The sequence below is a fragment of the Nereida sp. MMG025 genome (assembly GCF_021654165.1).
In the GTDB taxonomy this organism is placed as follows: Bacteria; Pseudomonadota; Alphaproteobacteria; order Rhodobacterales; family Rhodobacteraceae; genus Nereida.
In genome coordinates this window covers 15,587-40,839 of the sequence record NZ_JAKFZN010000006.1, presented here as the reverse complement: position 1 = coordinate 40,839, position 25,253 = coordinate 15,587, and the positions used below count along the sequence as shown (strand labels likewise).

Annotated in this window: 20 protein-coding genes; 10 read left to right on the top strand and 10 right to left on the bottom strand. The window is 52.2% G+C overall.

Annotated elements, in window-relative coordinates; translation table 11 throughout:
• Window positions 1-17 precede the first annotated feature (17 nt).
• Window positions 18-2,786, bottom strand: a complete 2,769-nt coding sequence (locus L1065_RS13360) for a S8 family serine peptidase (RefSeq protein ID WP_237096006.1) — start codon at window positions 2,784-2,786, stop codon at window positions 18-20.
• Window positions 2,787-2,897: 111 nt separating this feature from the next.
• A complete protein-coding gene (locus tag L1065_RS13355) occupies window positions 2,898-4,643 on the bottom strand; it encodes a DUF2793 domain-containing protein (protein WP_237096005.1) in 1,746 nt (581 codons plus the stop codon).
• A 231-nt stretch (window positions 4,644-4,874) separates the two neighbouring features.
• Here L1065_RS13355 and L1065_RS13350 point away from each other — a divergent pair, with 231 nt between their 5' ends.
• On the top strand, window positions 4,875-5,609 hold the full coding sequence (locus L1065_RS13350) for a metallophosphoesterase family protein (protein ID WP_237096004.1): 735 nt from the start codon (window positions 4,875-4,877) through the stop codon (window positions 5,607-5,609).
• On the opposite strand, the gene L1065_RS13345 is transcribed toward L1065_RS13350, so the two are convergent.
• Window positions 5,606-7,693, bottom strand: coding sequence for a polysaccharide biosynthesis tyrosine autokinase (locus tag L1065_RS13345; protein WP_237096003.1), 2,088 nt, complete (start codon window positions 7,691-7,693; stop codon window positions 5,606-5,608). The two genes, L1065_RS13350 and L1065_RS13345, sit on opposite strands and share 4 nt — an antisense overlap.
• Before the next feature lie 329 nt (window positions 7,694-8,022).
• Here L1065_RS13345 and L1065_RS13340 point away from each other — a divergent pair, with 329 nt between their 5' ends.
• The 7 genes from L1065_RS13340 (at window position 8,023) to L1065_RS13310 (ending at window position 14,961) form a co-directional block, all read left to right on the top strand.
• Window positions 8,023-8,772 (top strand): hypothetical protein, encoded by a 750-nt coding sequence (locus L1065_RS13340; RefSeq protein WP_237096002.1) that lies wholly within the window; start codon window positions 8,023-8,025, stop codon window positions 8,770-8,772.
• Between the two features lie 16 nt (window positions 8,773-8,788).
• Complete coding sequence (locus tag L1065_RS13335) at window positions 8,789-10,120, top strand: oligosaccharide flippase family protein (protein ID WP_237096001.1); 1,332 nt, start codon at window positions 8,789-8,791, stop codon at window positions 10,118-10,120.
• Window positions 10,110-11,012, top strand: a complete 903-nt coding sequence (locus L1065_RS13330; protein WP_237096000.1) for a sulfotransferase domain-containing protein — start codon at window positions 10,110-10,112, stop codon at window positions 11,010-11,012. Before L1065_RS13335 ends, L1065_RS13330 begins: the two co-directional genes overlap by 11 nt.
• Window positions 11,002-12,189, top strand: coding sequence for a glycosyltransferase family 4 protein (locus L1065_RS13325; RefSeq protein WP_237095999.1), 1,188 nt, complete (start codon window positions 11,002-11,004; stop codon window positions 12,187-12,189). Before L1065_RS13330 ends, L1065_RS13325 begins: the two co-directional genes overlap by 11 nt.
• Window positions 12,186-13,004, top strand: coding sequence for a sulfotransferase domain-containing protein (locus tag L1065_RS15780; RefSeq protein ID WP_237095998.1), 819 nt, complete (start codon window positions 12,186-12,188; stop codon window positions 13,002-13,004). The genes L1065_RS13325 and L1065_RS15780 overlap by 4 nt, the downstream gene beginning before the upstream one ends.
• A gap of 290 nt (window positions 13,005-13,294) precedes the next feature.
• A complete protein-coding gene (locus tag L1065_RS13315; protein WP_237095997.1) occupies window positions 13,295-13,930 on the top strand; it encodes a hypothetical protein in 636 nt (211 codons plus the stop codon).
• A complete protein-coding gene (locus L1065_RS13310) occupies window positions 13,927-14,961 on the top strand; it encodes a glycosyltransferase (protein ID WP_237095996.1) in 1,035 nt (344 codons plus the stop codon). The genes L1065_RS13315 and L1065_RS13310 overlap by 4 nt, the downstream gene beginning before the upstream one ends.
• Window positions 14,962-14,966: 5 nt before the next feature.
• Here the strand turns inward: L1065_RS13310 and L1065_RS13305 are convergent, their stop codons facing one another.
• Window positions 14,967-15,845 (bottom strand): glycosyltransferase, encoded by an 879-nt coding sequence (locus L1065_RS13305; protein WP_237095995.1) that lies wholly within the window; start codon window positions 15,843-15,845, stop codon window positions 14,967-14,969.
• Between the two features lie 278 nt (window positions 15,846-16,123).
• On the opposite strand from L1065_RS13305, the gene L1065_RS13300 reads away from it, so the two are divergent.
• Both L1065_RS13300 and L1065_RS13295 read left to right on the top strand, forming a co-directional pair.
• Window positions 16,124-17,623, top strand: a complete 1,500-nt coding sequence (locus L1065_RS13300) for a hypothetical protein (protein ID WP_237095994.1) — start codon at window positions 16,124-16,126, stop codon at window positions 17,621-17,623.
• A 132-nt stretch (window positions 17,624-17,755) separates the two neighbouring features.
• Entirely contained in the window at window positions 17,756-19,039 is a 1,284-nt protein-coding gene (locus L1065_RS13295; RefSeq protein ID WP_237095993.1) for a nucleotide sugar dehydrogenase, read from the top strand.
• A gap of 173 nt (window positions 19,040-19,212) precedes the next feature.
• Here L1065_RS13295 and L1065_RS13290 read toward each other — a convergent pair whose 3' ends face one another.
• The 6 genes from L1065_RS13290 to L1065_RS13265 are packed head-to-tail and all read right to left on the bottom strand — an operon-like array spanning window position 19,213 to window position 25,249.
• Window positions 19,213-20,379: a glycosyltransferase family 4 protein gene (locus L1065_RS13290; protein ID WP_237095992.1), complete on the bottom strand. Its 1,167-nt coding sequence runs from the start codon at window positions 20,377-20,379 to the stop codon at window positions 19,213-19,215.
• Window positions 20,380-20,390: 11 nt separating this feature from the next.
• On the bottom strand, window positions 20,391-21,524 hold the full coding sequence (locus L1065_RS13285) for an aminotransferase class I/II-fold pyridoxal phosphate-dependent enzyme (protein ID WP_305082558.1): 1,134 nt from the start codon (window positions 21,522-21,524) through the stop codon (window positions 20,391-20,393).
• 2 nt (window positions 21,525-21,526) lie between these two features.
• Window positions 21,527-22,393 carry a sulfotransferase gene (locus L1065_RS13280; protein WP_237095990.1) on the bottom strand — a complete coding sequence of 289 codons (867 nt, stop codon included), beginning with the start codon at window positions 22,391-22,393 and terminating at the stop codon, window positions 21,527-21,529.
• Complete coding sequence (locus L1065_RS13275; protein ID WP_237095989.1) at window positions 22,390-22,980, bottom strand: sugar transferase; 591 nt, start codon at window positions 22,978-22,980, stop codon at window positions 22,390-22,392. The genes L1065_RS13280 and L1065_RS13275 overlap by 4 nt, the downstream gene beginning before the upstream one ends.
• Window positions 22,977-24,131: a non-hydrolyzing UDP-N-acetylglucosamine 2-epimerase gene (gene wecB, locus L1065_RS13270; RefSeq protein WP_237095988.1), complete on the bottom strand. Its 1,155-nt coding sequence runs from the start codon at window positions 24,129-24,131 to the stop codon at window positions 22,977-22,979. The genes L1065_RS13275 and wecB overlap by 4 nt, the downstream gene beginning before the upstream one ends.
• The gene (locus L1065_RS13265) at window positions 24,128-25,249 is read right to left on the bottom strand and encodes an NAD-dependent epimerase/dehydratase family protein (RefSeq protein ID WP_237095987.1); all 1,122 of its coding nucleotides are present in this window, start codon (window positions 25,247-25,249) and stop codon (window positions 24,128-24,130) included. The genes wecB and L1065_RS13265 overlap by 4 nt, the downstream gene beginning before the upstream one ends.
• Window positions 25,250-25,253: the final 4 nt, after the last annotated feature.

Below are 25,253 nucleotides of genomic sequence, written 5' to 3'. Positions count from 1 at the left end.
ACAATCGCGGTTAATGCTTAAACGAATAAGGATCCGCTGTCGTATAACACAATATCTGTTGCCAGAAGATTATTTAGATCCACGTTTTGCAATGTAGCTGTGTCACCAAAGGAAAAGGTGAAGACGACGTCGGATCCGACCTGAACTGCGAAAGTGTCGATGACTTGCTGTTCCGTTACGGTTCCGGTCCAAAGGCTGTCATCAAGTTGAAGTGTATCCAGACCTATTTCGAAGTCGGTGATGATCACATCGGATGGGATTGGATTGTAGTCGAACACGAAGGTGTCTGCTTGAGACCCGCCGGTGAGCGTATCAGTACCTGAGTTACCGTTCAGCGTATCTGTACCAACCCCACCGATCAGAGTGTCGTTTCCTGTGCCGCCAGACAGGATATCGCCACCGCTTCCGCCGATCATGAGGTCGTTACCGCCGTCTCCATACAGGGTGTCGCTCGCATCTTGACCATTGATGGTGTCATCATCATTGCCACCGTGGATCTCATCACGCCCTACGCCACCAAGCAAAGAGTCGTCGCCAGAACCACCGTAGATTACGTCGCTGCTCTGACCGCCGACGATATAGTCATCGCCGGAACCACCGTCTACGGAGTCACCTCCTCGACCACCAAAGATCGAGTCGTTATCGCTTCCGCCGCTGATGACATCTGAGCCAGAGTTGCCGAAGATGATGTCATTGCCGTCGCCACCATCAATTTGGTCCACGCCTTCGCCACCCGAAATGTCATCGACGCCGTCGCCACCCAAAATGCTATCAAAGCCAAAGTTTCCGGAGATGTCGTCGTCGCCATCACCGCCGTCGATCATATCAACAGACCCGTCGCCAGTGATGGTATCATTGCCTTCCCCACCGCTGATGGAATCCTGGCTGCTTCCGCCGGTTAGATCATCGTTACCTTGTCCACCATCTAGGGTGTCCGCTCCTGCACCACCATCGATGGTGTCGTCGCCGCGCATGCCCAGAATTTGGTTGTTCTGCCTGTTGCCGACGATCACGTCGTCGCCATCACCTGAGACAAGGTTCTCAAAGACATCCCCAACGGTTGTCAGGCTGCCCCAGACGGTGCCGTCAACCGAGAAGGTGCTTCCGGCTGTCATAGTAATATTCAGATCGCCATTGCCGACACCATCTGAGTTGATGCCCACGAAGTTGAGCCAATCGTTGCCGCCATTGGTGTCCGTCAGGACGGAACGCGTTGCATCGAAGGCGGTGAAGGCCAGAAAATCACGCGAGATAATGTGAACATCGTCTCTACTGATTTCGCTGCCGAAGAATTCAACTTCGAAGTCAGTGATCTGGCCGCCATCCAAACCAAAATTGTCCTCGACAAAAAATGACCATTCACCTGCGCTATCAAACCCAAGAAGTGCAGTGATTTTGAAGGTCCATGTCAGCCCACCCTCGAAGATGTCGTAATCTGGGATGGGATTTCCTAAAGCGTCAAACCCGAGAACGCCAGTTTCATTGACAAATACAGGCACGACCGTTCCATCAGGCGCAATCAGCCCGAACGACAAATCTTGGCTCCATGTGTGGTCCAGCTCAACGGTCAGATAGATTGTTTCGATCTGGATGTTTTGAGTGACATTGAATGCCACGGTTTGCTCGAAAGTGGATGAAGCGGGAATAATAATTGCAGGCCCGTCGTAATCAAAGGATACGATCTGCTCATTTGCCGAGGTTTCGGCTTCGTCGAACATGGTCAGCCAAACTTCAGCCATTCGAACAGCGGCAAAGGCATCCAGCATGCCAAAGCCGTAGTTCACATGGTAACTAAGCCCTCCGCCATTCCAGCTGGAGCCGCCATCACTTTGGGTGGTCTCCCATTCTCCAACTTCATCAACAAGCGGTCCTGAGCCAAGACCAGACCCTGTCTGCGACGCAGTAATCGCAAGGATGTTTTGAACATCGCGCCAGCCCAGGCCTTCTTCGGCTTCCAGCATCAAGGCAACCACGCCCGCCACTGTGGGTGTGGCGGCAGATGTGCCGTTGAAACCTGTGGTGTAATCACCGCTGCTATAGCCGTCGCTGCCTTCGAGGTCGGTTGTGACCGCCGAAGCAGGCGCTGCGATCAGCATGCCGACACCGAAGTTGGAATAGTCAGCGTTGAACCCGTTTGCCTCGGTCGCTGCGACCGAAATGACATGACGGCTTACGTTCAAAGAAGACCCATTCAGGTTTGCCGTCTCATTGCCTGATGCTTGCACCACGATGGTGCCAAGGCCATTGCGCCCGTCTTCCGCGACAGTCGCAAAAGCGAATGTCGACAGGTTGCTATTGAGATTTGGCCCTGCATACCCGGGAAAGACGCCCCAACTGTTCGACATGATGTCAAAATTCTGAGCATGCTCCAGAGCCGCAGTTATGAAAGCAAGGCTTTCTGCCTGAGACGCACCGGCGATCCCAAATTGGATGTCCTCAAGGAAATTGACGCCCGTGATCGTGACATCCCACGCGACACCAACGCCGCCTGAACCATTGCCTTGTTCTGCGCCGATGAGGCCCGCACAAGCGGTTCCATGCCCATCATTTGAACCGATGGGCATTGGGTCAAACACTTCGTCGATGCCGTCGCCATCCGTGTCATAGGCGAAGTGCATCGACGCATCGTAGTTATCGTCCAGATCGACGTGGGTATATTCCACACCGTCATCATAGACGACGACGCTTACGCCATCCCCTGTGTATTCTTCCCAGATGGTTTCGATATCGCCCAACAAAGCAAAGTGCCATTGTTGGCCATAGAGCGGGTCTGTTGGCGTGGTCATAATGAAATCCCCGAAAAAGCAGCAAGATAATTGTCCAATAATTAGCGCTTATGGCAAAATCATGGAAGTTAATTCTTTTTTTACCTCTTCGGGGTAGGGAGCGGCCCGACGCTATCTTTCCTCTATTTTGAAAGCCTGTGGCTGAAGCGTGATTTGACCGCCCGCAAAATCTGGCGTTGGCACCTTGATATCCACACCACCGTTTGATGACCGCTTGCTGGCTGCCAGCGGTTCGGGGGTCACCGATACGCCTGCGTAAAGGATCCTATGATTTGCTCCGGTGTCGGGAAAACCGTTCCAGCCTCCGACCTGATTTGAGTAATTCGGGAGCCAGAACACTTTGACAAAGGCAGTGCCGGGGGGGAAATTTTCGACCCTATTGGTGCCAGATTCGTCAACTCCGCCGATATGGTTTGTGCATCCGTACCATGTGTCGACCTGATCCAGGATCAGGCCAGAAAAGAATGAGTATTTATAGGTGCTTCCGCCCGAGCTGTTTGCAACCGAAGTGCCCGCTGGCCAACTGCCGTCGGAGGTATCGGGGTTACCCATTGAAGCGGGCAGGGGTGCGTTGAGCGTAACGGTGTTGGTCACCTTGTCCACGCCGCTCAGGTCGAACATGTCACGATCCGTATAGCGGCTGTAATGGCTATAGGTCTGCCCGCCTGTGCTTTTGTAAGCAAAGATTGTGATGCCGCGCCGCGCTGGACTGTTGTTGGTCGTGTTCCAGCCTGTCGCATCCGATAGTTGGACGACCGTGTCCCCCGGCTTGAGAGGGGCGGCGAGCGTGGTCATGCTGTCCACACCGTTTTCGGCATACCGTGTGTGATGCACGGCTTTGATTTCTTGCTTGTCCACGTCAAAGCACAGCAATCCCATCATCTGTTGATGACGTGCCCCGTTTGGAAAGGTGGACCAATCTCCCGCCGCGTCCTCTTGGCGAATATAGGTGCTGAGGCGGTAGACGAGGTTTGGATCGACGGGCAGAAACTCTTGCATCGTCTCAACGTCGTTGTAATGGCCCGTGTAGGCAAAGGACGTTGGTAAATTCGGGGAAAGCGCCTGCTCAAGCGTGAAGCTGGCAGGAAAATTATAGGTGTTGCCCAATAGTCCTGTGCCGTTGGTGAAAAGGTCTGTGCCACGTGCGGCCGCGTAGTCGGCTGTAATGGCAGGGCTGTCGCCAAAGCTTGGATCGGTCAGACCTGTTACGCCCGATGGAAAACTGGCAAGACCCGTTGCGCCATCGATGTAGAGCCCAGTTTTAAAAGTCGTGCCATCACTGCTCACTTTGACTTCCAGATTGTCGGACCCTGTGGTTCCGACCTCTGCACGGCCCGAAAAGCCCGTTTGAAACATCAGGCTTGCGAAGTCGGTCGTGGACGACTTATTCAGTTTCAGCTGATGGCCCGCGCCTGCGTGATTGAGCAAGGTTGCATCAGATGAGACGGAGAGACGGTTGGTGGTATCGAACGTCGTTCCAAGGCCAATGCCATCGAGATTGTTGAGTTCCGAAAGGTCGCCCGTCACCGGCGTCCAGACGGAACCATCCCAAACAATCAACGTGTTCAGGGCGCTGTTCCAGGCTTGCCAGCCCACTTGTGGGGGGAAAAAGGCCCATCCGCCAGATTTCGCTAATGCGATCGCATTGTCGCGTCCTGTCCAATCCGAGGTGGCATTTGCCGCGACCAGATACCTGTCGCCTTCGGTTACCCCAACAGGGGGCTCAGTGCGTTCGTCGATGATCGCAATTTGAGTCAGCGCATCGAGTGTGTCGATGGCTTCGTTGTGTGTGAGGTGCTTTTGCGCTTGCGCCGCCTGAATAAATGGAAGCCCGAGAATTACCGAATTTTGCGACATCACGCCCTGCCTTTGCTGATCTGAAGTTCAAGGCATCAGGGTGGTTGAAGACCATTAACAAGGTGTTAACCATGCGTACGGTGCTCGGGGACTGAAACGGGCTTACTTATTCCAAAACTCTACCTATATTGGCTGTGCTGTATGAAAGCCGCAGTCTAATCTGGTGTTGCGCAGGGGGCGTAGGTCGTGCTGTCTCGATTGAAAAACTTGTTTGGTGCCCGCAGAGCGGACATGGTTTTGCCCTTTGATGCCGCCATAGCCCCAGACCGCCCTGCCTATATAATCGGAGACGTGCATGGGTGTCTGGACTTGTTATCGCAAAAACTGGATTTGATTTCGCAAGAAAAACAAAGACGCCCCGAAATGCGCGATGCAGCGGTTGTTCTTTTGGGTGACTTGGTTGATCGGGGCCCGAAGTCTGCTCAAGTCCTGGCGTTGGCACATCAACTGTGCACTGACACGCCTGACGATGTGGTTTGTATCAAAGGCAACCATGAGGCAATGTTGTTGGATTTCATTGACGATCCGGCGGGGAGGGGGCGCAGATGGTTGCGCTTTGGTGGGGCGGATACCCTGGCGTCATACGGATTTGATCGCATAGACGATGGGGCGGATTTGGAAGATCTTGTTGACGCAAGCGGCGCCTTCGAAAAGGCCCTGGGCCAAGAGCGCCACGATTGGTTGCGCGATCTGCCAACCTGCTGGAGCACCGGGAATGTCCATTGCGTCCACGCGGGGATGGACCCCGAACGTCCGGTTCATCAACAAAAAAACCGTGTTATGGTTTGGGGGCATTCCGCGTTTGATCAAGTGGTCCGCACAGACGATCAATGGGTCGTTCATGGCCATACAATTGTGCCAAAGCCGCAGTGTCATTCAGGGCGGATTGCAACAGATACAGGGGCCTACAAAACGGGTACGCTGACAGCCGCTGCGATTTCTGCTGAAGGCGTGCGTTTTATCTAGTTGTTGTAGTATTTGCTGCCGTAGGCACCGTAGCTTCCATAGGTGTCGCCGTAGCCGTATTTCTTCATACCTGCCGCATCGATTTGACCCAGAACCAGGCCAGTCACCTTAAGGTTCACTTGTGCGAACATCTTGAGACCTTGGCGGACTTGAGCCTTGGTCGTGTGGTCCCATCGGACCGTGTAGATGATTGCGTCGACCGATTGACCGATCACACGCGCGTCGGGAACCACCAGCAAGGGCGGGGTATCGATGATGATTGTGTCGTAATGTTTACGTGCTTCTTCAAGCAGGCTTTTGAACGATTCGGATGAGAACACATCGGCGGCATTCATAGATCCGATTTCGCCGAACAAAACATCTGCGCCAAGATCATCTACCCGTTTTACCGCATCTTTCAGAGCAATTTTGTCTGACAAGACCGAGAGAATGCCGTGCTCTGGCTTGATATCAAAATATTGGGAAAAGACACGGCGCCGGATATCGCCTTCGATCAAGAGTACTTTCTGATCGAGGCTCGAAATATTTTGGGTCAAAGCGAGCGATTGGGTCGTTTTGCCTTCTGACGGCATCGATGATGTCGACATGATGATCTGGGGTTTTTTGTCGATGTTGGACAGTAAAACCGACGTGCGAAGATTGCGGATTGCTTCTGCCGCTGCTGAATTCGGTTTCTCGATCAGATATTTCAGAACATTTGCGCGTTTTCGCGCGGGGATCATCGGGATCTGGCCCAGAACGCTGATGCCGCTGAGTTCTTCGAGTTCATCGGCGGTGCGCACGCTGGTATTTCTGGTTTCGCGCAGAATCACAAAGGCGCTGCCCAACAAGCCACCTAAGATCAGTGAGATAAAAACGATAAAGCTTTTGCGGGGCGCGGATGGGGCTTTGGGCCGAATGGCTGGCGAAAGAAGGCGGCTATCGGCCTGCTGAATCCCTTGCTGAACCCGTGTTTCGCCAAGACGCGTTAGAAAATAACTGTAGATTTCACGCGCGGCTTCTGCTTCGCGTTCAAGCTGTTGCAACTGAACAAGCTCGGTCGATTGCGTCTGCTCCTGCTCTTCCAGTTGGGCGATCAGGGCATTGATGGAAACCAGTTGGTTTTCGGCGTTTCGAATCTCATTTTGAGTGCGCGCCTGAATGGTGCGCAAGCGGTCTTCGAATGTTTGCTTTGCGTTTTCATTTCCGCTGGAGATTTGCTCTGCCAATTGCAAAAGGGTGCGGTCATTGGTCAAAGTCGCGATCAGGTCATATCCGCTGGAGACATCGAAATTGGTTTGACTTTGCAACTGCGCAATCGTCTGTCGCAAGTTTGTGGCCCGTTCGCGCAAATCCTTGATCTGCACCCCAAGTCCTTCAAGGATTTCCGGACTGACGAGATTGCTGTTTGATGCGAAATCGCTGATGGCGGTTTCTGCTGCTTCAAGGTCGCTTTTCAGTTCGGTTACACGGTTCGCCAACCAGACGGTTGCCTGTTCAGTCGCCTCAAATTTCACGTCGATCTGGTCTTGGATATAGAGTTCGACCAAGGTGTTTGCCAAACGTGCCGATTTGCCCGGGCGTTCTGATGTTGCGGTGATTTGAAAGACAAAGCTTGTGCGGATGTTTGTCACAACGATTTTTCGGCGAACAGCGGTGATCACGTTTTGACGTATGGTTTCGGCATTTGGCTGAGACGGCTGGCTACCTGACAGCCACCGACGGATGGTCCCGATCGAAAATGAAGGGGCGTCACGCAAGGTCGCGTTGAATTCTGGATCATTCATCAAATCCAGCTCGTCGACCAACTTGCTGATCAGGTTGCGCGACCGGATCACCTCAACCTCTGTATTGATGGAGGCTTGGTCGCCCGACACACCGGAGGCAACGGTTTCCAGATCAACAATATTGTTGGGCTGGTTTTCCAGAACAACGACGGCACTTGCGGTGTAAAGCGGGGTGGAGCGCTCAAACGCTTGATAGACCCCAAGCGCCCCCGCAATCATCATAAATAATGCGATAATCCACTTTCCACGCCAAAGCGTGTAAATAAGTTGTGTGACGCTGATGTCGTCGGTCGGACTAAGAGCGGAGTTTGGTTGCATTGGTTACCACAGCCATCGGTTTCTAGACGCTGCCTTACATTTAATCGCATCAGAGTGGAACACCAATTTCAAACAAACGGATGACGGATGCGCTTATGTAAAGCGCTAAAAGCCAGATTCACCTTTCACAAAAGCGATCAAATATGTAAGAGGCGGCACGCGCGAGACATTGCGCTAACAGAAACACTCTTTGCCAAAATGGTGGCTTAGGCATTTTGCATCGTTTGGTTTTAGCGATGCGGCAAGCGAGCGCGGGTAGTATGTATACCGACGACAAAATAGTTTTCCTACAACTGCAAAAAACCGCGTCGACCCATATTGCACGCGTTTTGTCGGACTATGCCAAAGGGGCGCAGGTGGGTAAACACAACCAGCTTTTGAAAGCGCCGCGTGAAAAAATGGTGATTTGCTCCATTCGCAACCCTTGGGACTGGTATGTTTCCCTTTGGGCCTATGGGTGTTCGGGGCAGGGGCGTATTCTATCGGATGCAACTGCCAGCACACGCGAGGGTGTCAAGAAAGTCATTTCAATGGCGCGGCGCGACCGTGTCGTCCGTGCGCGTTTGTTGGGATTGCTGAAATCAGAGATGTCGCGTGATCGAGAATACTGGCAGGACTTATATTCCGACGAAAACAATGCAGAGAATTTTCGAACTTGGCTAAAAGGGTTGTTGGGGGAAAACCAAAGCCCGCTTTCACAATATGCCTATTGCCAATTGCCGGTTGCCAAAACGGTCGGGTTCTATTCCTTTCGCGCCGCCCGTATCGCAATTGAAAAACCGACTTGGGAAAAGAAGATTGTTGGCATTCGCACACCAGGTGCTTTTGCGGAGTTCTGGGAGGCTTACAGCTTGGTCAGGAAATATGTGCGGACGGAAAATCTTGACGATGATCTGACTGAGGTGCTGCGAGCGGTTGGCCACGACGTAACGGTTGACGATCTGAGGGCAGAAAAGACAAACACCTCCAAGCACAAGTCGTTCATTTCCTACTATGATGAAGAAACCATTGCGCTTGTGGCGCAGCGCGACAAACACTTGATTGCGAAGTTTGGTTATAAAGAGCCCACCATAAGCTGAGGCTTGAACCGATCTTATGACAAAAGACTCCTCAGACAAAAAACGAAGGCAATCAGCGGCAGGTATTTTGTTGCTCGGTCGTGTTGTCGGGATCCTGATTTCGGTACTCGTGAATGTCGTTCTGGCGCGCTCCATTGGTGCTGAAGGCTTGGGTGTCTTTACCTTGGTTGTCGCCTGGACCGCGATTGCCGGATTGGTTGTCACCTCTGGGCTGCCAACCTTGCTGACCCGTGAGATCGCCGCGAATATCGAAAGGCGGAATTACCCATTGGTCAAAGGCATTATTCGCTGGTCGGGATATCTCATCACCGTCCTGTGTATTTTGGCGTTAAGCCTAGGTGCTGTTTTACTGCTTTTGCAACCCGATCAAGAAAGCCGAACGGTCTTGTATACGGTCGCGCTTGGGGTGGCCGTTGTTTTGCCATTGGCCAGCATGTTGCAACGGATCAGTGGTATCTTGCGCGGTCTGGATCATGTTGTTTGGGGTACCTTGCCTGAACAGATTTTTAGACCTGCTTTCTTTTTGGCTGGCCTGAGCATCGGGGCATTGTTGTCTTGGCTGACAGTCGAGCACGTGGTCGTTCTCTATATCGGGGCAACGGTGTGCGCCTTAGGTCTGTCACATCTGGTTCTCATGCAAAAGATGCCGCCTTTTGTGCAGAGTGCAACGCCACAGATCACCAATCGCAAATGGATGATGGCCCTTGTGCCTCTTGCCGGGATTGCGTTGACGGCGACCTTCAAACATCAGACCGACATCGTGATGTTGGGGTTCCTTGGCACAACCAGTGATGTTGCCACTTATCGGATTGCATCGCAGGTGGCTGCACTGGCAGGGATGCTGATGGTTGCTCTGAATGCGGTTTATTCCCCAAAAGTTGCGGCTCTTTATGCGTCGCAGAAATTGGGGGACTTTCATTCGGTGCTTGTCAAAAGCGCGCGCCAGATGTTTGCAGCAGCTTTGCTGACCACAATAATTTTTGTTTTGGTCGGCAAGCCGCTTTTGGTCTTGGTGTTCGGGCCCGAATTCGAGGTTTCCTACCTATATGCGATTGTCTTGATGGTGGGTGTCATCATAAGCGCGTGGTGCGGTCAGACGGCGGTTGTTCTGAAGATGACGGATCATACCAAGGTTGTCTTTCGCGCGGGGATCGAGGCGACAGCGATTAATGTCATCTTGAACTTTGTGTTGATTTCAACGATGGGGCCGGTGGGGGCAGCGGTTGCGACCATGAGCGCGCTTATATGGGTTCAAGTGCGCCAACTGCTTGCTATTCGCTCGGCCCTACAAATGGACATCAGCGCGTTTGGCGGTCCAATGCGCAAGGAATATGAACGTGACGAATGATAAGTTTCCTGGCTTCTTTATTATCGGTGCGCCTAAATGCGGCACGACAACGTTATTCGACTGGTTAAACCAGCACCCCGACACTTATTTGACAGATAAAGAACCCAGTTTCTTTTCGCAGGACATCGTTCCGACCGACAAATTATTCGGAATGAACCGAACCCTTGACGACTATCTTTCGTTGATTTGCCCCGATGAAGCCGCGGGCCGTATGACCGGGGAAGCGACGCCGAAATATCTTTATTCTGATCACGCGCTTGAGGTTCTCTCTCAACACAAAGACCGCATTAGGATTGTGGTAACACTTCGCAATCCCGTGGACCTATGTATCTCGTTGCATGGGCAGTTTTTGAAACAGGGTGTTGAGACCGAAGCGAACTTTGAGAAAGCCTGGAACAATCCACACCCGACCGACATCAGACGGAATTATGCGTTTTGGGGCCAATTCGGAGAGAGACTGGAAAAGGTGTTTTCCATGTTTGACGCCGAGCAGGTCCTTGTGTTGATTTTGGAAGAGGAGATGAGCAAGTCGCCACAGAAGGCTTATTCTCGGCTTGTTGATTTCTTGGGGCTATCACAAGAGTTCACCCCAAATCTCAAGGTGTCCAATCCCGCTCAAAGCATTTCTCTCGTTTGGTTGAACGGGCTTGGAAATCGGGCGCGCCGCCGCCTTGCCCGAACGGGTTTGCGGTTCAGCGGAACAGGCGTGTTAAAGCTTTTGGCAAGGGCCAACCGGAAGCGGGCAAAACACACAAGTGTGTCCCCAGAGTTGCGAAAAGAGATGACGGCCCTGTTTGCGAGCGACGTGGACCGCGTGGCACAGTTGCTTGGGCGAGACAGCCTGCCTTGGCCGGACTTTTTCGAAACAGGGGAGCGGACAGATGAAGCCTAAGGTGCTCGTATTTGTGCGTCACTATTTACCCGGGTTCAAAAGTGGTGGTCCGCAAACAAGTGTTCGCAATCTCGTCGACGGGCTTAAAGACAGGTTCGACTTTTCGATTGTCACGCTTGATCATGACTTGGGGGATAGCGAACCCTACAGTGATGTTGAATGTGGAACCTGGAATGAAATGGATGGGTGTCGCGTCTTCTATTTGAGCGAAGAACAGCGAAAGTTGTCTTTCATCGCGCGACTACTGAAAGAAACAGATCACGACCTTCTGTATCTGAATGGCGTGTTCTCCTCGACGACGACCATTTTGCCTCTGCTCGCTCGGAAGCTGCATCGTCGTTTAACCAGTTCACCATGTATCGTTGTTCCACGGGGGTCATTTTCGGAGGCGGCAATGACGCTGAAGGCCCCTAAGAAACGCATTTTTTTAGCGATGACCAAGCTGTTTGGTTTGTTCAAAGGCGTCTACTGGCAGGCGTCCAGTGTTTATGAAGCCACTGACGTGCTGCGTTGGACTTCGGTCGAAAAAAACAGGGTGTTTGTTGCTCGAAACCTTCCCAAGACCGTGCCCGATGCCTTCGCAGATCGCGCGTTTGATGGGTCCGCTTTAAGAGTTATCTTCTTGGGGCGCGTCTCGCCCATGAAAAATTTGGCCTATGCTTTGGACGCCTTGTCATTTTGCAAGGCCGATGTGGATTTCAATATTTTCGGCCCGATGGAAGACATGGCCTATTGGCGCGAATGCGAAGAGAAAATCGAAGCGCTGCCATCGTCGATCAAGGTGACATATCACGGGGGCATTAATCCCAATGAAGTTTCGAGCAAACTTAGAGGTCATGACCTGATGTTCCTGCCCACAAGAGGTGAAAACTACGGTCACGTGATTTTTGAAGCATTGGCCAACGGCACGCCTGTTTTGATTTCTGACAAAACGCCTTGGCGGTCATTTCCCGTTGGGGTTGGAGAGGTTCTAAGCCTTGATGATCCAAGGTGTTTTGCAGGCTACATTGAGAAAATGGCGCAACTTTCACCTGAAAAAAAGCAAGAACGTTCAGAACAGGCGCACAGGTATGCTCTCGCTATTCAGGAAGAAAACGTTGATTTTGCGATCAATGAAAAGATGTTTGAAGCAGCTATAGAAAGGCGTGGTGCGCCCGAATGGTCCATTCCAGAGTGAACATTTCTGAAGAGTTCGGAAAATATGTGCCACGACGCGTGGTAATTGCGCGTGAGCAATCATTGTATTGGCCGACTGTTCTCAGCCAGGCAGTACTGATGCGCCATACCAAGAGCATTTGTATCAACGGATTTCAAAATTCAGGGACCAATTGGCTTTGTCAAATGACATCGCAATACTTTGATATACCAATTTTTGAAGCGTGGCATCGCTGGACCCCTTCTGTCTTGGGCTCTCATGTCCTTCATATGCATCGTTTTGTCGTCACCGCTCCGATGAATGAAAGAACAATTTATGCGGTGCGGGACGGTCGCGATACAATGGTTTCGCGGTTTTTCAAGGCGGCTGCCTCGCCACGCCAATCGTATTTACGCCGGCAAATAAAAGAGCAAGCCGGCTTTGAACTGGATGCCTCAAAGATCAAAGATCAATTGGCGGACTTTATTGAATGGGATTTCAACCACGCAAAACGCGCATCGGTGAATTGGGCAATCCATGTTCGCAAGGCGCATGAAATTGGCTATCCGATCGTGAAATTCGAGGCCCTCAAAGAGGATGCGGTCACGGTTCTCACGCCCGTTTTTGAACGGCTTTCGGGGCAAGAGGTTAACAAAACCAAGCTCGCACACGTTGTTGCAGCATGTTCGTTTGAAAACATGCGTGGAGATAAAGACAATTTCCACAAACGCAAAGGCGTTGCGGGGGAGTGGAAAGCGCTATTTGACCAGCGCAGCCGAGCGGCCTTTGCCAAATACGCGCAAGCCGAACTAGAATTGACTGGGTATGAAGAGGGCGATCAATGGGTCAACGCGTAGATCCGAGCCACATCATAATCAGTGGGCTGAGGCGGTCGGGCACGACCATTTTTTGGGAGGCCCTTCGGGATCATCCCGACGTCATAGGAATCGACGAGCCATTTCACCCAAGGCTAACAACCGGTGATCGACAAAATCGGAAAGGGACGTGGAGCGATTTAGCCCCGCTTTTGCGCCCCAAGGGACAGATCGAGCCTGTTGCGATTGAACCGATCGAAGAACTGGCAAACGGCTTGTCCGAAAACCATCGCGCATATCTGAGGGCATTGCTGAATTGTCATCCGCAGACGGTGACGGATGTTGTGCGGTGCTGGAATGTGACAGGCGAGATTGGCAATTTGGGTGATAATGTGCTGCCGATCCATCTGGTTCGAAGTGTTCAGGGATGGGTCCAGGCACAGCTTTTGCCTACAGGCCCGCGAAGATTGAGGAAACGGCTGTTTGATATCTATCGGGAATTCAGCTTTTTTCGTCGCCGGGGTCATTTTGATAACTACCATTATCAAAGTATTATCGACACGGCTCTGGCGGAACGGCACGCTGTTTGGCAGCACTCCAATCTATCGATTGAGGAACTGAAAGGTGCCCCCGCCTATGTTAAACTTATGGCGTTTTGGTGGGGCGCGAACCTTGTCAGCCATGCGAAACTTCGCGGTTCGAACGCACTTTTGGTAACATTGGAGGAGTTCAGTGAAGCGCCGTCCAAAATATTGAGCGAAGTCCTTGATGCGACCAGCTGGACACGTCACGACTTTTCAACTGGGCAAGTCCGCTCGGTGCGCGCGGCGCATCGATCCAACGCGACCGCCTGGAAAAAGGCGGGAGACGCGATTGGAATCCCGGTTGAGTTGATTTCAGGCGAACCTATTGGGGGGCAGGCCATGGCTGCAATTTTCGATAAAGCCTTGGACGAGGCGGCGCGATGACCTGCAAAATTCTATACATCGGAAACCTGCGCGACGGTGGCAACGGTTTGGACAGGGTCGCAGTTCTTCAAAAAAACGGGTTTTTGGTTCAGGGGTTCAATACACAACCCTACAGATTCAGTGGCCCGCGGATAAAGCGGAGTATTGAAGGGCGCTTGTTGAGCGGCCCGAGTGTATTCTCCATGAACCGCGATTTGGGCAGGATTGCCGACAAAGCAGATTTTGATATCGTTTTTGTCGACAAAGGTACTTGGTTGTGGCCCGAGACACTCGAGAAATTGAAAACCGCATCAAGCATGTCCTTGGCGTTGCACTTTACCCCGGATCCGCAATTCAAGTTTCATCGGTCACGTCATTTTTTCAAGTGTCTGCCGCTCTATGATCTGGCGGTGACAACCAAATCATACGAATTGGAAGATTATCGCGCTGGCTGTGAAAACGGAGAAACACTGTTCATTCAACAAGGATACAGCAGCCGTATTTTGGTCAATGAATCGAGCCGATCAGAAAAAGATGAGGATGTGATTTTTATCGGCCACCGCGAACCTCACTATGTGAAGTGCATCAAGGCCTCTCAGGAAGTAGCACCGCGGACAGCGGTCTGGGGGGCAGGGTGGCCCGCCAAGGCCAACCTAGACGGTTTGAGCAAGAAGAGTGTGGTCAAGGGCTCTGGGATTTACGGGCCTGGGTATTCTGAAAGAATTGCGGCTGCGGACATCGGTCTTGGATTGCTGTCGAAACTTGCGCCTGATGTCACCACGACCCGTACCTTTGAAATTCCAGCGATAGGAACTTTTATGTTGGCGGAACGGTCTGATGAACACCTTTCGCTGTTTGAGGAAGGCAAAGAAGCAGAGTTTTTCTCAAGCTATGATGAGCTTAAGGAGAAAATCACGTTCTATATTGGCAACCCCGCGGCGAGACAAAAAATAGCATCTGCTGGACATGATCGTTGTATGCGTAGCGGATATTCTACCGAGCAGCAATTCGGCAAAGTGGTTGATTGGATCAAACGACAGGTTCTGAAATAGAAACTTTATGTGCCTATCTTGGTGTAAATCTGTTCGTATTGCCGAGCGACGACATCCGGGGAAAAGCGTTTCGCGTTTTTCAAACCTAACGAAATCAGGTCATCCCGAAATGCTGTATCTTCGATAACTTTTTGGATCCCGTTTCGAATGCTCATCACATCCTTTGGATCAACGAGGCAAGCGGTTTGTCCAACCACTTCGTCGAACGGGCTGCCAAAACTTGTGACCACCGGTTTGGCGCAGGCTTGGCCCTCGACCGCGACCAGCCCGAAACCTTCAAACAATGACGGAAATGCAACCATATCGCAGCTTTGATATTGGGCAACAATCTCCTCATCTGTGAGATCGAAATGGTTGTCAAATACGACATCGTGCTGCGCGAGCAATCCCCTTTGAGCGTCACTCAGGTGGCCAATAATGACCAGGGTGCATGGCAGGGTCGAAACGGCTTCGATAACGCGTTCAAGGTTTTTGTTCTCACGGGTGCCAATGTGCAAAATACGCGGATTGCTACTGTTAAAGGGCGCCCCATTTGGGACAAAGGCGGTCGAAATGGGATTGTGAATGACCTCGATTTTCTGTCTGTCAAAACCAACAATTTCGACAAGGTCCGAACGCGTCTTTTCAGAAATGGTCGTGACTTGGGCGACACGCTTCATCGGCCACTCGAACCAGAGCTTTTTATATATCCAACCGCGAAACCCGTTTAGGTGCCTAAGACGTTCAATGTCATGGATTGTCAGGATTGTATTTTTTTTGGGGAGAGCCAAAGCGACAAATTGGATGTCACCCGAGATATGATTAATGTCGGTTCGAAGTTTATATGCCCAAAACAACAACCCCAAACGGCGGCCGACACCTTGGGATTTGTAGGGAGCGCTCACAATTTCGGTTTCAAATGCGGCGCTGAAGTTTGATTTCAGATCCGAAAAAACGCGCTCAATACTCCAGCGCTTGTTCAGCCGGGATCTCATAAAAATGTTGATTTTCACGGTGGTATCGCTTTGGTCTGGCTAAAACGTTTGTTATCTTGCTATCTAGCCGTTCGGCCACGTAACTACAAACAAGCTGTTATGTTCGTCGGAACGGGCGAGCCCTTGGTAGAATGATGGCTCGGATGCACAAGATGCGAGTTGTTCTGCTCGCGTAGTTTGGATTTTAAATGGCTGATGTTGCGGGCGCAATCATTCCAGATGACAGACGCTCAAACGGTGTGATTTTCAAGAGGTATTATTCGTTCGCAATTGCGGCGATGGCGCCACTTTGCGTGCTGCATTTTGTTTTCCCAACAGGAGCGGGGAATGCAGTTTTCGATTCATTTTTGAACAGTTTCGGTCAAATGTATATGGCCGCAATTTTCCTCATTCTTGCTGCCAAGATTGTTTTGAAAGAGGCAGACACAATTTGGACACCTCTTTTCTGGTTGCCGCTGCAATGTGGTATCTTTTTTGGTTTTGGTCCCTTGGTAGAGGTGTTCGGAGACGAACTTACGAGGCTCTATCTATCGCGCCATTTTTTGTCTGTGACCGATACTCAACTCGCCCAAGCCAACGGCCTGTCGGTTGTTGGCACAACTGCAATTTTGCTCGGCGTATATGCGCATTTAAGATATGCCGATCAAAAATGGGTCGAAGCGATTGAAAGGCCTGTTGCGCAAAGCGCTAATTTGCAGGGACTAAAGGTGACTGCGCTATTTTTCGTTTTGTTTGGTTTGTACCTGAAATACGGAGTCGTCGTTCCAGCTCAGCACGAAGGCCGCGTGGTCCCCGGCGTTATTACCAAAATGACCCCAATGGTTGATGCAGGCTATGCCATGCTTGCTTATCTTGTCGTTGCGCGCCGCGACTCTTTACTCGCTATAGTCTTTGCTTTGACATTTCCTGTGCATCTTACCCTGTCTGTTCTCAGCTTTTCAAAATCCGCAGTCGTCGTTGCTTTGTTGCTTCCAGTTTTAGGGGCCCATTTGGCGCGGCCGAGGCTGCGTCGGTTGGCACTCTCATTTCTTATTATTCTAATCGTCTATTCAACCTTGCAGCCATTGGTCGTCCACGGGCGGAATTCAATTTATATGAAAGCCGGCAATATCAGCCGCGCCACTCATTTGGAGCGCTTCGATATTGCGACAGACTTTTTCCTGAACCCGTCTTCGGCGGTCGGGCTGCCGTCGCTGGAAACTCAGCGGTGGTGGACGCGTTTCAGTTTTGTCGGTCAGCAGGCTATTGCCATCGAACTCCATGAACAGGGTCAAAAATCGGAATCGTTAAACAATGTGTGGATGTACTTTGTTCCGCGGGTGTTGTGGCCAAACAAACCAGTTCTGTATGCGCCAGGTTTGGAATTTTACCAAATGGTAACACAATCGGACCGGCGAAGTTTGATGCCTGCCACCGTGTTTGGTGATCTCTATTGGCAGTTCGGCTGGACCGGTGTCTTGGTAGGCTCGTTTTTGGTTGGATGGTTGTTCTCTTTATTGAGCATTCTTTGCTTCAGAATAGTCAGAAACCGGGATCTGGCCATGCTGCCAGTACTTGCCATCATCGTAGAGATGTCAGCGAATTCTTTGTCCAAATTTGTCATTAATGGCATCATCTCGCCTCTTCCGCTTATTGTGGCGTATTTTTTGCTGTTTACATTTATTTCGAAAATGTCACTTAGGCGGTGAAGATAAGCGTAGCTTTTTGCGAGCTTTGCATTGTGGGCGGCTTTTCAATTTGAAGTGCAAGTGCGCGGTGGAATTGATCGTCTGGAAAAACAGCGCATAACGGGCTCGAATTGAAGACTTAAGGAAAAGCGAATGCATCAACGCGCGGAGCACCATCTAAGAGTAGCAGTGGTTGGACTGGGCTATGTTGGCCTGCCTGTTGCGGTGAGGTTTGGTCAAAAAAAACAGACTTTGGGGTTTGATATCGACACGCAGCGCATTGCCGAACTACGAAATGGTATCGATCGAACCAACGAGATTACAGCGGATGAATTAGGTGCTGCGAGTGAGCTAACTTTTTCTGATCAAGAACAGGATCTTGCCGCCGCAAATTTCTATATTGTTACGGTGCCCACCCCAATAAATTCGGCAAAGGCTCCTGATCTTGGACCATTGCGATCCGCATCGGAGCTCGTCGGAAGGGCGATAGCGCCGGGCGACTTTGTTGTGTACGAGTCGACTGTATATCCAGGCGCGACAGAGGAGTATTGTGTTCCGATTCTGGAACGTGCCTCAGGTCTTAAATTGAATGAAGACTTTTTCGTTGGGTATTCGCCCGAGCGGATAAACCCAGGCGATCCATCGCGTGGTATCGCAGATATTGTCAAAGTTACATCTGGATCGACGCCTCAAGCCGCCGCGTTCGTTGATGAGACTTATCGCTCTATCATTTCGGCAGGGACACATCTGGCCCCGTCTATAGAGGTGGCTGAAGCCGCGAAGGTTATCGAGAATACCCAACGTGATTTGAACATTGCATTGGTGAATGAGTTCTCAATGATTTTTGATAGGTTGAACATCAACACTTACGATGTTCTTGCGGCGGCAGGTACGAAATGGAATTTCCTGAACTTCACGCCTGGCTTAGTCGGTGGCCACTGTATCGGGGTGGATCCATACTACCTTGCGTATAAGGCCGAGCAAGCGGGTCACCATCCCGAGATCATTTTGGCTGGCCGGAGAATTAATTCGCGCATGGCGGATCATGTAGCGTCCAAGTTGGTGAAGGCCATGATCGGGAAAGGGCTAGGGATACGCGGCCAACGGGTGCTTGTTCTTGGGCTCACTTTCAAAGAGAACTGTCCTGACGTTAGAAATACAAAGGTAGTAGACCTCATTGGCTCTCTTAAGGAATTTGGCCTCGATGTAGATGTGTTTGATCCTTGGGTAGAACCAGAAACGGCGCATCAAGAATTTGGAATAGAGCTTTTGGACAGCTTGCAGCCTGATGCTTATGAAGCAATCGTTTTAGCTGTGCCACACGCTGATTTTTTGACTTCCGACTGGCAAGATCTTTGCAAGCCTCTCAAAGTGGGGGGCGTGGTTATGGACCTAAAAAGTGTTTTGCCAGAACAGGCCAATGCTATCACCTTGTAAAAGAGCAATACCGTTTACGGGCCCCGTTTGGCTTTACCAGAATCGCAGCGCAAGCATGACCAACCCGGCGGGTCACATCCTGAAAGTTTCGGGGAGCAGGACACCGACATTTGAACCCAATATTGACCACCACGCTGTCCAATAATGGAAATTATGTTAAAATTTGAGCGGGATCAGATTGAACCCACCAGCGTTTTCCAATGGTCGATAGTGGCTTTGCGCGTATATGGATTGGCCACCGCAACTTTCTCTTTCTGCGTCTGGTCGGTTAGGAAAGTTTCCAGCGCACGGGAAATGGCTGCAGGTGTTCTATCGGTAGGGACGACGCCGATCCCTTTTGAACTCAGCTCATTGGCAAGTGCACTGTGGGGTTCTACGACTGCCAAAACTTTCAGGCCGAGCCCCAGATAGGTGAGGACCTTTGAAGGATAGGCGACGCGATAAAGGTCAGGCGAAAGCGACACCAATCCGATATCAGCCCCGGAAATGAGATGTTTGGCCTGCGCAAAGGGCATAAACGGCGCAAAGACGACCTGCGGGTGATCGCCCCATTTCGCCTTTAATTCCTGTTCGGCGTTACCGGATCCCAAGAACATGAGTTCGAGATTGGGGTGTCTATCGAAACAGGTTGCGACCCCCTCTGCCAGTTCGGGGAGGTCCTGGAAGCGGCCCAAATTCCCTGCAAAAATCGCGCGCACCTTTGTCTCTTCTTTGGCGAAGGCCGCAACTTCAACAGGGTCTGATGCCTCGGAACTCGAGAGATCAAAATTGTTGATCACTTGGACTGGAAGCGCGCCAATGCCTCTGTTTTCCAAAGTTTCAGCCATGTCTTGTGACAGTACAATGATGGCTGCCGATCGCCGCAACGTTTGATTGTCAAGCCATGTGAAAACGCGCCGCACCAAGCCGCGCCCCATTATTCCCCCAGAATAAACAGAGACTTCGGGGTGAATATCTTGCATGTGATAAATGAACTTCGCGCCAACTATTTTTGCCGCAAGGCTGGCACACCACGCAGCGGCCACGGGCGGGAATGTCGATGCTGTGACGATATCGGGGCGTAGTCGCAAGATGCGCCACATCAGCGCCAAGCAATATAGAATCACATTTGCAATGCGTTTAGCAGGATTTTTCTTTTCCCCCTGAAACGCAAAACACCGGGTGATTTCCAAATCTAAATGCTCAGTATCATTCCCGCCAGCCGTCCCATCACGATACGACGGGCGAGAGGCAAAAACATGCACGTCGTGGCCATCTTCGGCAAAAGCCGCTGCGATATCGCGCAGCATCAACGCATAGGGCGGTGTATCTGGCCAAAAGAACCGGTGGGTGAAAAGCAATTTCAACGCACTTAGGCCGCTTTGAGGAATTCGGCGATGCGGTCAATGACTTCGCCTTGTTCGGTGACGGTCATGTCGCTTCCTGATGGCAGACAAAGCCCAGTTTCGAACAGCCCTTCGTCAACGCCCTGCCCATAATATAACGTGCCTTCAAACACAGGCTGCATATGCATTGGCTTCCAAAGTGGTCGTGCTTCGATTTTATGCTCCATCAACATCTGACGAATGTCTTCGCGGCTGCGCCCGCACGCATTTGGATCAAAACTCACGGCGGTTAGCCAATGGCTTGAATAGGCTCCGTCTGGTTCTGGCATAAAGGTGACACCCGCCTGCCCCGCAAAGGCTCCAACATAGCGATCGAACACAGCGCGCCTTGCCGTTACACGCTCATCCAGGACTTCCATTTGCCCAAGTCCGATTGCGGCGGGGACGTTACCCAAACGATAGTTATACCCATAGGTCGAATGCTCGTAATGCGGCGCGGGATCACGCGCTTGCGTTGATAGTTTGCGTGCTTCCTCCAGCATCTCATGATCTCGCGACACCAGCATACCACCGCCGCCCGTTGTGATAATCTTGTTGCCGTTGAACGACAGGATCGCTGCATCCCCGCCTGTGCCACAAGCGCGCCCCGATGCATCGCGCGCGCCAAGGCTTTCCGCGCTATCGACAATCAGCTTCACGCCATATTGCGCGCACAGCCGTTCAATCGGTTCCATCTCGACACTTTGGCCGTATAGATCTGTTGGCACCAACGCCTTGGGCAACGTGTTCGTATCATTTGCAGCCTTCAAATGCGCCTCAAGCGTTTCAACGCATATCGTCCAGCTGTCTGCACTCAGATCAATGAACACGGGACGGGCATTTTGATAGAGGACAGGGAAAACCCCCCCCGCGAATGTCATCGAGCAAACCCATACATCATCACCAGCTTCAACACCCGCCAGACGCAATGCCAGATGCAAAGCAGCCGAGCCTGATGATAGCCCAACGCACCCGACATCGCCGCCCAAATACGTGGCGACGCAGTCTTCGAATGCATTGAGTTGCGGCCCCAAAGGCGCGATGAAATTGCTCTCGAAGGCTTGCGCGATATACGCTTGTTCAGTGCCCGACATATGGGGTTTCGATAGCCAAATTCGCATTTTTAAACTCCGTATCCATACGCGCGGCATTCCGCGTCTAATATCGGTTTCAACTCTTCACGCAGTTTTCCGCGCGCTGCAAAGGATGCGGGCTTGCGCCTGACCGCAGCCACGGCTTTTGGCAAATCGACTTGCGTGCCATCATAGCCGATATCATCCAAAATGCGCCGCGTCTCGCCTTCGGGATCTGCCAGATAAGATTCATAATGAACCAAAGTCTGCGGCAGGGTTAAAGTTTCCAAATCCTGCCGCGTATGGCGCACGCAGGCCGCCCATTGGCGGGCGCAAATCTCATCCAAGGGCGCGTTTTGCACTGCATCCAGGCCGTCCCAAATTGGGCCCCATGTGCGCAACCGTTGGGACACGCCGCGCAGTTTATCGATACGGTTCGAGACAAACCGCCCCGCGTAAACAGGGAGGTCGACCAGCGGAATGAACCGCGCCTTGGCCGCGAAATATGACAAAGGGGGGACTTCCAGTTTGCCCTCCCATCGGGCTATTGCCGACGATACAACATCTTCACCGTGGCGCACGATTGTCACGTAATGGGCCTCAGGGAAAATTTTGGCCACAAACGGCACTCGCAAGGTATTTGCGCAAGTCTTTTCGATCAAAATCCGTGGTCGCCCGCGCGCTTTCCATTGGCGCACGAAGGCGCGACGCACAAAGGCCACAACATCAGGCGTTGCCATATCGGCGGTGAACTGATCCGTTGGCTGCCCCAAATTACCATGCCGCCAAATAGGCTGAATTTCATCGCAAGGCCATGTGTTGATGTCGGGTAATGCCGTCAGCGCATCACGCAGCATGTTCGTGCCCGAGCGCCCTGCCCCAAGAATGATCACTGGTTTGAATTCAAGATCCGTCATTTCAAAATGGTCTCTTTGATCAGACGTAGGTCGGTGGCCAACGACCAATTGGCGAGATACTCGCGGTTGATGCGGACCTTGTCAGGCCAGATGACCGTGTCGTTATAAGCCTGCGGGTCATCTTGCTGCGCCAAAACCTCTTCCTCACGGCGGTATTTCAACGTCGCAGGACCAGTGATGCCCGGACGCAAGCTTAGCAAGACGCGGTCCTCTTCGGGAAGAAGATCCATATAACCTGCCACATCGGGGCGCGGCCCGACAAAAGACATCTCGCCCTTCAAGACATTCCAAAGTTGCGGCAATTCATCCAGCTTATAACGCCGCAACTTGGCCCCAAGCGGGGTGATGCGGGCGTCATTCGCGGTGGTCACAGTGGTGCCGCCCACGTTGCGCATTGTGCGCAGTTTGACCACCCGAAACGGTTGCCCGTGCTGCCCGATACGTTCTTGCACGAAAAAGCCGCTGGCGCCTGTGTCACGGCGGGCCAACACCCAGGTAACGGCGATGACAGGCCACAAGACCAACAATCCGCACAGCGCAACCGTGAAATCAAACCCACGTTTTATGACTTTGTCGCGTTCGGTCATTGCGTGGAATCGTTTAGGCGAATGCCATCCCACTGATTGCTGAGCTTGGCAGTGCCAAGGATCAATGACACGACCCGCTCGGATGTGTTGCTCACTTGGTAGTCTACTGGCACAGGGTGCGGCGTTCCCGCGGTTTCGCGTTCTGCAAACATTTGGGTAACGGCTGCGACCCCGTTCAAGATCGTATCGCTGTTCAGCCCCGTCATGATGATGCACCCGACATCCACGCCTTCAGGGCGCTCAATCGCATCGCGTGGTGTGATTGCAGGGAACCCAAGCATCGAGGATTCTTCGGCAATCGTCCCGCTATCTGAAATAGCGCAAAACGCGTTCATTTGCAGGCTGTTATAGTCGTGAAATCCAAAGGGTTTCATGTCCTGCACGCGCGGATCAAAAGTGAGCCCAAAGGCCTCCAACCGCTTGCGGGTGCGCGGGTGGGTCGACAAGATCACTGGCATATCATGGACTTGCGCCAGCGTGTTCAGTGCCGTCACCAGCTGTTCTAGTCGCGCGCGATTGTCTACGTTTTCTTCCCTATGCAGGGAAGCAATGAAATAACCCCGTGTTTTTAGGTTCAGACGGTCCACAACATCCGATGCCTCGATCTGGTCTCGGTAATGTTCCAGAACCTCACGCATCGGCGAGCCTGTCAGGTTGATCCGACGGTGTTCCAACCCTTCGGACAACAAATGGCGCCGCGCGTGTTCTGTATAAACCAGATTGAAATCGGCGATGTGGTCCACAAGCCGGCGGTTCGTTTCTTCGGGCACGTTGCGATCGAACGAGCGGTTGCCCGCTTCCATATGATACACAGGGATCTTCATGCGCCGCGCCATGATCGCCGAAATGGCCGAGTTTGTATCCCCAAGCACCAGAACCGCGTCAGGCTTTTCCTGCACCAGCACCTTTTCGGTCTCGGTCAGGATACCACCAAGCGTTTCGCCAAGGCTGCCGCCCCCAACTCCAAGGAAATGATCGGGCTTACGCACGCCAAGATCTTCGAAAAAGACCTCGTTCAGCTCGTAATCCCAGTTCTGGCCTGTATGGGTTATGATGTGATCGGTGTATTGATCCAACCGCGCCATAACGCGCGCCAGCCGAATAATCTCGGGGCGGGTGCCCAGAATGGTCATGACCTTCAATTTGTTCATGTCAGCACCTTATCTGCGAATGTATCGGGGTTTTGCGGATCAAACAAATCATGCGTCCAAAAGAGCGTGAGCAACGGACCCTGGCCCACATTTTCAATAGAGTGGGTATGGAGCGTGGGCATATCCACTGGGGCTGGTGCATCTCCGCTCACGGGGTATTCCCAGACCTCGTCTGTCAGCACCTTACGAATGCGGATCACCGCCTTGCCTTGAACAACCAGGAACCGCTCGACCTTGTCTAAGTGAAAGTGATCGCCACGCGTCACGCCGGGTTCGGTCGTCGATAGGAACGTCTGGCCCCCGCCGCCCCCTTTGACCACTTCAAACAACGTGCCCCGCGCATCGGTGTTCAACTTCAACGGGCGTGGCCATCCGTCTGGATAGCTGGCAGCGCGGTAGCTGTTGAACAGGGCTACATCAAAGGGGTCCGTCAGATCAGGATAGATATTCGCGCCGTAGCTGTCGTGAAATCCTTGCAGTTTGCCCAATAGATCAGGCACCGACATGGGCCGCGCATCAGGCTCTAACACACCGGTATGGCCGCCAAGAACCGCATCAATCGCGGCCTGTGCTGCCGCCCCTGCATGACACAAGATCACACGGCCTTCGGGGTTCACATCTGGGGTTTCACCTGCCAGCAGTTTATCAATCAATGTGGCGGTGACGTTGTTGTAATAGGGGCGTGCCCCTTCGCCAAAAATATGCGGCAACACCAGGTCAGTGTAGCGTCCTGCACCTTTTGCCAAGACCTCGCCCGCGATCCGTTTGCCACGTCCATAGGGGGTGTCAGACGCCGCGTGTGTGGAATTGGCATAAACGATATGAGGTGTGGCGCCCACCGCATTGCAGGCGGCGATCAACCGACGCGCAATCGCCGGGTTTGCGGCTTCCACTTCATCGTCGGGCGCGCGATTAACACCTGCGAAATGAAGGACAGCATCTGCCCCTGTCAGGGCGTCTTCGAGTTTCGCATCATCTTTAAAATCAGTATGACCTAGTGGCGCGATTTCGTAAGGGGTATCACTTCCTTGAAATGACGCCGCACAATTGGCCGCGTAGAGGCGCGCATGTGCATGCCAGCCAATCAACCCGCGCGCGCCCGTCACGACAATCTTCATCACC

Coding starts and splice junctions, on each gene's coding strand:
- L1065_RS13350 (WP_237096004.1), top strand. CDS start 4,875: ATGGTTTTGCCCTTTGATGCCGCCATAGCCCCAGACCGCCCTGCCTAT.
- wecB (WP_237095988.1), bottom strand. CDS start 24,131: ATGAACAAATTGAAGGTCATGACCATTCTGGGCACCCGCCCCGAGATT.
- L1065_RS13335 (WP_237096001.1), top strand. CDS start 8,789: ATGACAAAAGACTCCTCAGACAAAAAACGAAGGCAATCAGCGGCAGGT.
- L1065_RS13265 (WP_237095987.1), bottom strand. CDS start 25,249: ATGAAGATTGTCGTGACGGGCGCGCGCGGGTTGATTGGCTGGCATGCA.
- L1065_RS13275 (WP_237095989.1), bottom strand. CDS start 22,980: ATGACCGAACGCGACAAAGTCATAAAACGTGGGTTTGATTTCACGGTT.
- L1065_RS13295 (WP_237095993.1), top strand. CDS start 17,756: ATGCATCAACGCGCGGAGCACCATCTAAGAGTAGCAGTGGTTGGACTG.
- L1065_RS13280 (WP_237095990.1), bottom strand. CDS start 22,393: ATGACGGATCTTGAATTCAAACCAGTGATCATTCTTGGGGCAGGGCGC.
- L1065_RS13300 (WP_237095994.1), top strand. CDS start 16,124: ATGGCTGATGTTGCGGGCGCAATCATTCCAGATGACAGACGCTCAAAC.
- L1065_RS13325 (WP_237095999.1), top strand. CDS start 11,002: ATGAAGCCTAAGGTGCTCGTATTTGTGCGTCACTATTTACCCGGGTTC.
- L1065_RS13355 (WP_237096005.1), bottom strand. CDS start 4,643: ATGTCGCAAAATTCGGTAATTCTCGGGCTTCCATTTATTCAGGCGGCG.
- L1065_RS13285 (WP_305082558.1), bottom strand. CDS start 21,524: ATGCGAATTTGGCTATCGAAACCCCATATGTCGGGCACTGAACAAGCG.
- L1065_RS13360 (WP_237096006.1), bottom strand. CDS start 2,786: ATGACCACGCCAACAGACCCGCTCTATGGCCAACAATGGCACTTTGCT.
- L1065_RS13345 (WP_237096003.1), bottom strand. CDS start 7,693: ATGCAACCAAACTCCGCTCTTAGTCCGACCGACGACATCAGCGTCACA.
- L1065_RS13310 (WP_237095996.1), top strand. CDS start 13,927: ATGACCTGCAAAATTCTATACATCGGAAACCTGCGCGACGGTGGCAAC.